This window comes from Pseudomonas sp. GM33, assembly GCF_000282295.1.
GTDB classification, from domain to species: Bacteria; Pseudomonadota; Gammaproteobacteria; order Pseudomonadales; family Pseudomonadaceae; genus Aquipseudomonas; species Aquipseudomonas laurylsulfatiphila.
In genome coordinates this window covers 21,216-30,416 of sequence record NZ_AKJO01000024.1, presented here as the reverse complement: position 1 = coordinate 30,416, position 9,201 = coordinate 21,216, and the positions used below count along the sequence as shown (strand labels likewise).

Sequence of the window (9,201 nt, the reverse complement as noted above, 5' to 3'; positions counted from 1 at the left end):
CCACTACACGGCAGCTCCTACACTGGAATCGGCGTGCACCTGTAGGAGCTGCCGCAGGCTGCGATCTTTTGATCTTGATCCTATGCTTGTCTCAGAGTGAAACAACTGTCGCGAAATTGGACGCCTGTCGTCTGCTTCAGAAGGCGTCAATAGCCCTGTATTTCAAATAAATGCTTGATAAAGAACACTATTCATAAGCTGGCACGCTCCGTGTATTGCTCATCGCAGACGTTTCTCTTGCCTCCGTCAGCGGTTCACCGCCGGCGGCAGAAACCATAAAAACGCTAAGTCACAACAATAAGAACGCACCGTGCGAGGTTCGACGTTGATGAAGAGAAAACTCCGATCAGGCATGAGCGCCAGCCTGCTGGCCGTAGCGGCTTGCGTAGCGCTGCATTCGCCCTATAGCCTGGCAGCCCGCGACGCCCAGACCATCCTCAAGGAAACCTGTCAGGGCTGTCATACCCCCGAAGCCGATAACGGCCTGAGCCGCATCAGCCACCAGCGCAAGACGCCGGAAGGCTGGCTGATGAGCATTGCCCGCATGCAGACCATGCACGGGTTGCAGATCAGCGACGACGACCGTCGCACGCTGGTCAAATACCTGGCCGATACCCAGGGCCTGGCGCCGAGCGAAACCGACGGCGTGCGTTATGCGCTGGAGCGCCGGCTCAATACCGTTGAGCAATTCGATGAGCAGACCAGCCAGATGTGCGGCCGCTGCCACTCCGGTGCGCGGGTGGCCCTGCAACGGCGGCCGGCCCAGGAGTGGGAGCGCCTGGTGAACTTCCACCTCGGCCAATGGCCGTCGCTGGAATACCAGGCGCTTGCCCGCGACCGCGACTGGTTCGATCTGGCCCGCAAAGAGATGGTGCCGCTGCTGGCCAAACGTTATCCGCTGGACAACCCGGCCTGGAAAAAATGGCAGAGCGCCGCACCGAAAAGCGAGGCGCTGGCGGGGGACTGGAGCTTCAGCGGCCACTTGCCGGGCAAAGGTGAACTGGCCGGTGTGATGAGCGTGACCGCCGACGGTAGCGACACCTTCAAGGTCAGCGTCAAAGGCCAGTACGCGGACGGCTCGCCGTTCAATGGCGACGGCAGCGCGATTCTCTACACCGGCTATGAATGGCGTGGCAACGTGACCATCGATGGCGTGACCATGCGCCAGGTGTTCGCCGCGCAAGGCAATGCCATGCAGGGCCGCATGTTCGAGGCCGAGCACGACGAGCGCGGCCTGGACTTCGTCGCCGCCAAACAGGGCTCCCAACGTTTGCTGGCGGTGCAACCGGGCTACGTGAAGGCCGGCAGCGAAACCGAAGTGACCCTGATCGGCAGCGGACTTTCCGGCAAGCCGAACTTTGGCAAAGGCGTGGAAGTGGTTGAAGTCGTCTCGCAGAGCCCGGAGCAGATCAAGGTCAAGCTCAAGGCCGCCGCCAATGCCCAGCCGGGCGCGCGTGCAGTGACCGTCGGCACGCTGAAAGGCCCGAGCCTGTCGGTGTACAGCAAGATCGACGCAGTCAAGGTCGTGCCTGAGTTCTCGGTGGCACGGATCGGCGAGGGTGGCGGTTCGACGCCGAAGGTCCAGGGCCGATTCGATGCCGAGGCCTGGGGCAAGGGCGCCGATGGCAAGCCGTACCGCATCGGCGTGTTCCCGGCGCAGTGGAAGGTCGAAGCCTTCGACGACCGCGCCAAGGAAGACGAAGACGTCAAGTTCGCCGGCACCATGCAGGCCGACGCGGGCGTGTTCACCCCGGGCGATGCCGGGCCGAACCCGGCACGCAAGATGTCCACCAACAATGCCGGCAACCTCAAGGTGATCGCCGCCGTCGACGACGCAGGGAAATCCCTGACCGGCGAAGGCCACATGATCGTCACCGTGCAACGCTGGAACAATCCACCCATTCCATAAGTTGACTGATCTCTCACGGTTTCAGACATCTTTTTGGAATGACCGCAGGCCCCGCCAACCGGGGCCTGCACAGGAGGTTTGCAATGGGCGCTATCTTGAATCTGGTCGAACGCAATCTGCACGAAGTGCAGGTCGATGCCGACCGCATGCTGTTTCACATCCCCAGCAGTTCGCTGTTCGCCAGCGATGAACTGACGGGCACCATCATCGATACCCTGCGCGGCCCCGGCTGCTCCTCGGACGACCTGATCCAGCGCCTGGCCGCGCGTTTCAACGGCGAGGAAATCACCGAGACCCTGCGCGAGCTGATGGCCCTGGAACTGGTCAGCGACGGCTCGCCGCTGACTCCGGACATCGCCACCAAACGGGTCGAGCGCACGGCGATCAACACCGTGGTGCTCAACGTCAACACCGGCTGCAACCTGAGCTGCACCTACTGCTACAAGGAAGACCTCGACAAGCCGTCGGCGGGCAAGAAAATGGACGTCGAAACGGCGATTGCCTCGGTGGAAATGCTGCTGCGCGAATCCCCGGATGAAGAGCGTTTCACCGTGGTGTTCTTCGGCGGCGAACCGCTGAGCAACCGCAAGCTGATCGAGTACATGGTCGATTACTGTGAGAAGCGTTTTCGCGAGGCTGGCAAGTTCGTCGAATTCGTCATGACCACCAACGCCACGCTGCTCACCGAAGAAACCGTGGACTACCTCAACGCCCACCGTTTCGGGCTGTCGGTGAGCATCGATGGGCCGAAGACCGTGCACGACCGCAACCGCATCACCGTGGGCGGGCAGGGCACCTATGACGTGGTGCGGCGCAAGGCCGAGATGCTGCTGTCGCGCTATAACAGCCGTCCGGTGGGCGCGCGGGTGACCCTGACCACCGGCGTGACCGACGTTGAAACCATCTGGGACCACCTGTTCAACGAGTTGGGCTTCGCCGAAGTCGGCTTTGCCCCGGTGACGTCGGGCGATATCAGCAGCTTCAACCTGACCAGCGACGAGTTGATCGAAGTCTTCGCCAACATGAAAAAACTCGGTCGGCGCTATCTGGAAGCGGCGCTGGAGCACCGCAACATCGGCTTCTCCAACCTGCACCAGTTGATCACCGACATCCACGAAGGCCACAAAAAGGCCCTGCCGTGCGGCGCGGGCCTGAAGATGCTGGCGGTCGATCACAAGGGCGAGCTGAACCTGTGCCACCGTTTTACCGGTTCGAGCCTGCCGACCTTCGGCAACGTGCACAGCGGCGTCAAGCAGGTGGAGTTGAACGACTTCCTGTCCCAGCGCCTGGACCGCACCAACACCGGCTGCGAAGACTGTCAGATCCGCAACCTGTGCTCCGGCGGTTGCTACCACGAGAGCTACGCCCGCTACGGCGACCCGACGCACCCGACCTATCACTACTGCGAACTGATGCGTGACTGGGTCGACTTCGGCATCGAGGTCTACACCCGGATCATGGCCCATAACCCTGCGTTCATCAGCAGTTACATCACTCCGCGCAAGGCTCACTGATATGAAACATCTCAAGGCAATCAATAACAAAGCGTTGAAGCTGGATCAGGCCGCGGACGAGAACCGCATTGAAGAAGTGGTGGCCATGAGCTCCGTGGCGGGCTGTGCCTCGACCACCGACCCGGGCTGGGAAATCGATGCGTTCGGCGGTGTGTCGTCACTGTGCCAGCCGATGGAGGCCGACCTCTACGGGTGCTCCGACCCGTGCTGGTGGCCGGCCCAGGTGCCCGACATGATGAGCACCTACCCGGACTGGAACAAGGATGCCCAGGCGTCCAACGAAAACTGGCGCAACCTCGGCACTGTCTTCCCCAAGGACAAGTGATGCCCTTGAAAGCAGCGTATAACAAGAAGGATTCCAGCATGCACAGCATCAAAGCCTGCGGCCTGGCCGCGTTTGCCGTCCTGAGCAGTTGTTCGGTCAGTGTCCTGGCCGATGAAAACACCGCGCTGCAGGACGGTCACGAATACATGTTGACCACCAACTACCCCAACAACCTGCACGTGATCGACCTGGCTACCGACACCTTGTACAAGACCTGCAAGATGCCTGACGCCTTCGGCCCCGGCACCGTGCAATTGTCGCCGGATCGCAAGACCGCCTACGTGCTGAACAACCACTATGCGGATGTCTACGGCGTCGAACTGGACAGCTGCAAACAGGTGTTCCACGCCAGCATCACCCAGAAGCCGGGGGAGAAGGCCAAGTCGATGTTCGCCTTCACCCTCAGCCATGACGGCAAGGAACTGTTCACCATCGCCAACCCGACGCTGATGATGAACGACCGCTACGAAGTGCAGCAGCCTCGGCTCGACGTGTACAAGACCGACGCCGGCATGGATGCCAAGCCGGTGCGCAGCTTCCCGGCGCCAAGGCAGCTGACCATCATGCAGAGTGGCGACGACGGCACCTTGTATGTAGCCGGGGCGGACGTCTACAAGGTCAATGTGCAGACCGGCAAGTTCGACGTGCTGATCCCCAGCCGTCACTGGAAACGCCCGAATTACAGCGCGCCGGACGTGCTCTACGTGTGGAACCAGCAGACGTATCGGCACGACTTCTCGCTGCTCTACACCGCCGCGAAATTCAAGGACAAGAAGCAGGACCCGGCCACCGCCGAATACCTGTACGGCCTGTTCAGCGTCGACCTGAAAACCGGCAAGACCGAAACCACCGACTTCGGGCCGCTGACGGAAATCTATTTCAGCGGCATGCGCTCGCCCAAGGACCCGAACCTGATGTTCGGCGTGCTCAATCGCCTGGCCAAGTACGACATCAAGGAGAAGAAAATGCTCCAGGCGGCGACGCTTGATCACTCCTACTACTGCATTTCCTTCAACAAGGACGGCAGCAAGATCTACCTGGCCGGGACGTTCAACGACGTGGCGATATTCGATGCCGACAGCCTGAAACAGACCGGCAGCATCAAATTGCCAGGGGGGGACATGGCGATTACCACGGCGCAGATTTTCGTCCGGTAAATTGTGGCGACTGAACTGACGCCAATCGCGAGCAGGCTCGCTCCCACAGTTGATCGCATTCTTTCTGAAAGAACACGGTTGAATGTGGGAGCGAGCCTGCTCGCGAAGAGGCCTTGTCAGGCGCTACAGAATCAGCCCCCCGGCACCGGACAACTCATATCCCCCTCCTGACACTTCAGGTAGTTCTTGAACGTCTGCACCCGCGCCTTGGTCAGTTCCGTGGTGCAGTTGCTGTAGATCAGAGGATACACACTCCCGCCTTCCACCCCGGACGCCGAGAACTTGCACTCGGCATCGCGGAACGCCACCCACGCCCGCTGCGCACCCACCAGCAGCTTCTTGTTGTCCGGGTTGCCCTTGAATCGCGAAGTGATCTGCTGGTACAGCGCATTCAATTCCTTGTCGGCGGCCGCATTCTGCTGCGCCGCACACTGGTTCATCGTCGCCTGGTCGCTGGCGTTGTCGCAGTCCACGGCGACCGCCATGGAGGTGAACAGCAGAGGCGTCAATGCCAATAGTAAGCGTGGGTTCATGCCGGATTACTCGCTGTGACTGAATGTTGAGGTGCAGTGTAGCCGTGTGACGGATTCAGTCCGCTACGCTTGCCACTGCAAATGTTTTCACCAGCGATTGCCATTCGATGCTTTTCAGCAGAGAGCGTAAGCAGTTTCGAGCCTCTGACTTTGTGATTGCCCCAGAACTTATCCGCGCAAATGCAACCGAATATCTCGGACATGGTTGATTGCGCATCCCGATTGGTACAACTTTAGGGTTGGTCTTGTGGTCTTACTGACCTACTGTTCAAGTACAGGAGGTGACTTATGAACCCAGCATCTGATCGCATCGAAAGGAAAATTCTGCTCAAGGCCAAGCGTTCGCAGGTCTGGCGCGTGCTGGCCAATGCCGAAGAGTTCGGGAAGTGGTTTGGCGTGGCGCTGGAAGGCAAGCGTTTTGTGGCAGGCGAGTGGACCCAGGGGCAGATTACCTACCCCGGTTATGAGCATTTGCGCTGGAATGTACTGGTAGAACGGGTCGAGCCGGAACGGCTGTTTTCGTTTCGCTGGCACCCTTATGCGATAGAGCCGGAGTTCGATTACTCCCAGGAACCCACCACCCTGGTGAAATTCGAACTTGAAGACATGGATGAAGGCACGCTTCTGAAGGTGTCCGAGTCGGGTTTCGACCACATTCCCCAGCATCGTCGCCTCAAGGCGTTCCGTATGGACAGCCGTGGTTGGGACGAGCAGATGAGCAACATCGAACAGTTTCTTGTGGAAAGGGCCAAGGCCCACGAGCTTCAGGGTGACTGACCAGCGCCTGGCCGTCGAAAGTCAGCTGGAGGCCTTTAGACTCGCGGCTTCCAGGCCAGGCACCTGAGGTGTCTAAGGGTTTTCGGAAGGTGCCTTATAGCGAATGTCTTACACGCGATGGTAGTGATATCGCCTGTTACAATTAGGATCCGATGCGTATTCTGGCCTCACCCACTGAAGCACAGGATGTGCTCAGGATCACGGATGATCGACCATATGCAAGGAACGCTGCGACAAGGAGTCGTCATGGTCTTGGAAAAACCCGCTTCGGCGGGTTTTTTTGTGACCGCAGGAAAGGTCGGGGCGGCAGCAAGCGGATGCCCGCCGCCGTTTTCTTACTGACGATCGAGTTTCGCCGCCGCGCGCTCGGTGATTTCCGCCCGCAACTTCAACGAGGCGGCAGCCCGCTGGCGAGCCTCTTCCAGCACACTGGCTGGCGCCGTCTCGGGGCTGCCCGCAGTAAACGGCGGGGCCGGAGCGTACTCCAGTTGCAACTGCACCAACTCGGCGGTGGCCGGGTCGAACAGCTCGGCGGCCAGGGTCAGGGCGAAGTCGATACCGGCGGTGATCCCGCCTCCGGTCAACAGATGGCCGTCGCGAACTACCCGATCCTTTACCGGGATTGCGCCCAGCGGCTTGAGCAACTCGTGATAGGCCCAGTGAGTGGTGGCGCGTTTGCCCTTGAGCAATCCCGCCGCGCCCAGTACCAGTGCGCCGGTGCACACTGAGGTGATGTACCGGGCGTTGGCGGCCTGGGCCCTGAGGAAGTCCAGGGTCTGGTCATCTTCCATCAACGGCCCGACGCCACTGCCACCGGGTACGCAGATCACGTCCAGCGCCGGGCAATCCTCGAAAGTGGTCGTCGGTTTCAACATCAGGCCGGTGCTGGCAGTGACCGGCATCAGGTCCTTCCAGATCAGATGCACTTTCACATCCGGCAGCGAGGCCAGTACGTCATAAGGGCCGGTCAGGTCCAGTTGCTGAACCTGTGGAAACAACAGAAAGCCGATCTGCAACGCCATGGTGTTTTCTCGTGAAGTGGGGGTGGACGGGTTGACTGTAGGCTCGTAGGATTTGGCGTATACGCCAATATCCCCACGAATTACGCCAAATGTCGAAAACCATCCATGTACTCGCGTTCGCCAACGTGCAATTGCTCGACGTCACCGGGCCATTGCAGGTTTTCGCCTCGGCCAACGACATTGCCCGTCAGCAAGGCCTGCCGCCACCCTACGCGCCGACGGTGATTGCCTGGGGCGGCGGGGCGGTGATGTCGTCGGCGGGCCTGGCGCTGTTGGCCGAACCCTTACCGGATGACGGTACTGACACCCTGATCATCGCCGGTGGCTGGGGTGTCTACGCGGCGGCGCAAGATGCGTCGTTGGTCGCCTGGGTGCGCGAGCAGGCCCGTGGCTGCCGACGGGTTTCCTCGGTGTGTACCGGTGCGTTTCTGCTGGCGGCCAGCGGCTGGCTTGATGGCCGGCGCGTGGTCACCCACTGGACCCGCTGCGAGCAACTGGCGCAACAGCACCCGCGCTTGCAGGTCGAACCCAACCCGATCTTCATCAACGACGGCCCGGTCTGGACCTCGGCCGGCGTGACGGCCGGTATCGACCTTGCGCTGGCCATGGTCGAACAAGACCTGGGGCGCAACATGGCCCTGGAAGTCGCCCGGCAACTGGTGGTGTTTCTCAAGCGTCCGGGTGGCCAGTCGCAATTCAGCGTGACGTTGTCCCTGCAACAGGAAGGTAAGCGATTCGACGAACTTCACGCCTGGATCAGCGAAAACCTGACCAAGGACCTTGGCATCCCGACCCTGGCCTTGCAGGCCGGCATGAGCGAACGCAGCTTCGTGCGCCACTACCGCGCCGACACCGGCCAGACCCCGGCCCGGGCCATCGAACTGATCCGCGTCGAAACCGCGCGGCGTCTGCTCAGCGATACCGGAGTGCCGATCAAACGGGTGGCGGTGCAATGCGGATTCGGCAGCGAAGAAACCCTGCGCCGCAGCTTCCTGCGGGCCATGGGGGTGACACCGCAGGCTTATCGGGAGCGGTTTTCGGTCAGTGCCGAAGTAGATCCAGTAGTGCCTTGAGTGTTGCCTCTGGCGCTTCTTCTGGAATGTTGTGGCCAACGCCTGCCAACACTCGACGCTCATAGGGGCCGGTGAAATGCCCGATATCTTCGTCGCTTTCTTGCGCAGGCCCGACACCGTCATCGGCACCGCACAGGGAAATTGTCGGCACGCTGATGGTTGGTTGTTTGCTCAGGGCCTGCTCCATCCATTCCAGCGCCGGGTCGCCAAGGGCATACATGAAGCGGTGGCGATAGGAGTGAATTACCACGTCGACAAAATCCGGGTTATCGAAGGCAGGGGCGCTCAACGGATAGCGTGCAGCGTTTTCGGCCCAGGTTGGTGACCAGAGCTTCCAGAGCAATTCGCACAAGGCGCGGCGATTTTCGGTCAGGCCTGCGACGCCACGAGGCGTGTGGAAATAGTACTGATACCAATAGCGATGCTCACTGTCCGGAGCCAATGGCTGTGTCGAATGGGGGATGTCCTGAAGGTTATAGCCATCGCCCGTGACCAGGCAGCGCACCCGTTCCGGCCACAGCGCCGCCACAATGCACGCCGCCCGCCCACCCCAATCGTAGCCACACAGGGACGCCCGGTTGATGCAAAGGGCATCCATCAGGTCAAGCAAATCCTGGGCAAGGGCGGCTTGCTGGCCGGAGCGCAGGGTATCGGCGCTGATGAAACGCGTCGGGCCGTAACCCCGCAGATACGGGACGATCACGCGGTAACCGGTAGCGGCGAGAGCGGGGGCGATGTCGTCGTAGGAGCGCGGCGAATAGGGAAAGCCATGAAGCATGATGATCGGGTCGCCGGTGACGGGCCCGTGTTCTTCGTAGGCAATGTCGAGTTGTGTCGTGCGGACGGTCTTTAGTGGCTGCTCAATCATCATCCCCCCCTGACGCCGATAGT

9 protein-coding genes are annotated in these 9,201 nt (G+C 60.8%); 6 read left to right on the top strand and 3 right to left on the bottom strand.

Annotated elements, in window-relative coordinates:
* Positions 1-328 precede the first annotated feature (328 nt).
* The 4 genes from peaA (at position 329) to peaD (ending at position 4,905) form a co-directional block, all read left to right on the top strand.
* Complete coding sequence (gene peaA / locus PMI26_RS25000; protein WP_007971079.1) at positions 329-1,909, top strand: quinohemoprotein amine dehydrogenase subunit alpha; 1,581 nt, start codon at positions 329-331, stop codon at positions 1,907-1,909.
* A gap of 83 nt (positions 1,910-1,992) precedes the next feature.
* Positions 1,993-3,423 carry a quinohemoprotein amine dehydrogenase maturation protein gene (gene peaB / locus PMI26_RS25005; protein ID WP_007971077.1) on the top strand — a complete coding sequence of 477 codons (1,431 nt, stop codon included), beginning with the start codon at positions 1,993-1,995 and terminating at the stop codon, positions 3,421-3,423.
* Between the two features lies 1 nt (position 3,424).
* Positions 3,425-3,748: a quinohemoprotein amine dehydrogenase subunit gamma gene (gene qhpC, locus PMI26_RS25010; protein WP_007971075.1), complete on the top strand. Its 324-nt coding sequence runs from the start codon at positions 3,425-3,427 to the stop codon at positions 3,746-3,748.
* Between the two features lie 38 nt (positions 3,749-3,786).
* Positions 3,787-4,905 (top strand): quinohemoprotein amine dehydrogenase subunit beta, encoded by a 1,119-nt coding sequence (peaD, locus tag PMI26_RS25015; RefSeq protein ID WP_033047452.1) that lies wholly within the window; start codon positions 3,787-3,789, stop codon positions 4,903-4,905.
* A gap of 131 nt (positions 4,906-5,036) precedes the next feature.
* On the opposite strand, the gene PMI26_RS25020 is transcribed toward peaD, so the two are convergent.
* Positions 5,037-5,438 (bottom strand): lysozyme inhibitor LprI family protein, encoded by a 402-nt coding sequence (locus tag PMI26_RS25020; RefSeq protein WP_007971071.1) that lies wholly within the window; start codon positions 5,436-5,438, stop codon positions 5,037-5,039.
* Between the two features lie 288 nt (positions 5,439-5,726).
* Between PMI26_RS25020 and PMI26_RS25025 the strand changes: the two genes are divergently transcribed.
* Positions 5,727-6,215 carry an SRPBCC family protein gene (locus tag PMI26_RS25025; protein WP_007971070.1) on the top strand — a complete coding sequence of 163 codons (489 nt, stop codon included), beginning with the start codon at positions 5,727-5,729 and terminating at the stop codon, positions 6,213-6,215.
* A gap of 335 nt (positions 6,216-6,550) precedes the next feature.
* Here PMI26_RS25025 and inhA read toward each other — a convergent pair whose 3' ends face one another.
* Positions 6,551-7,237: an isonitrile hydratase gene (gene inhA, locus PMI26_RS25030; RefSeq protein ID WP_007971067.1), complete on the bottom strand. Its 687-nt coding sequence runs from the start codon at positions 7,235-7,237 to the stop codon at positions 6,551-6,553.
* Between the two features lie 89 nt (positions 7,238-7,326).
* Between inhA and PMI26_RS25035 the strand changes: the two genes are divergently transcribed.
* On the top strand, positions 7,327-8,310 hold the full coding sequence (locus tag PMI26_RS25035) for a GlxA family transcriptional regulator (protein WP_007971064.1): 984 nt from the start codon (positions 7,327-7,329) through the stop codon (positions 8,308-8,310).
* On the opposite strand, the gene PMI26_RS25040 is transcribed toward PMI26_RS25035, so the two are convergent.
* The gene (locus tag PMI26_RS25040) at positions 8,279-9,181 is read right to left on the bottom strand and encodes an alpha/beta fold hydrolase (RefSeq protein ID WP_007971063.1); all 903 of its coding nucleotides are present in this window, start codon (positions 9,179-9,181) and stop codon (positions 8,279-8,281) included. The genes PMI26_RS25035 and PMI26_RS25040 overlap by 32 nt on opposite strands.
* Positions 9,182-9,201: the final 20 nt, after the last annotated feature.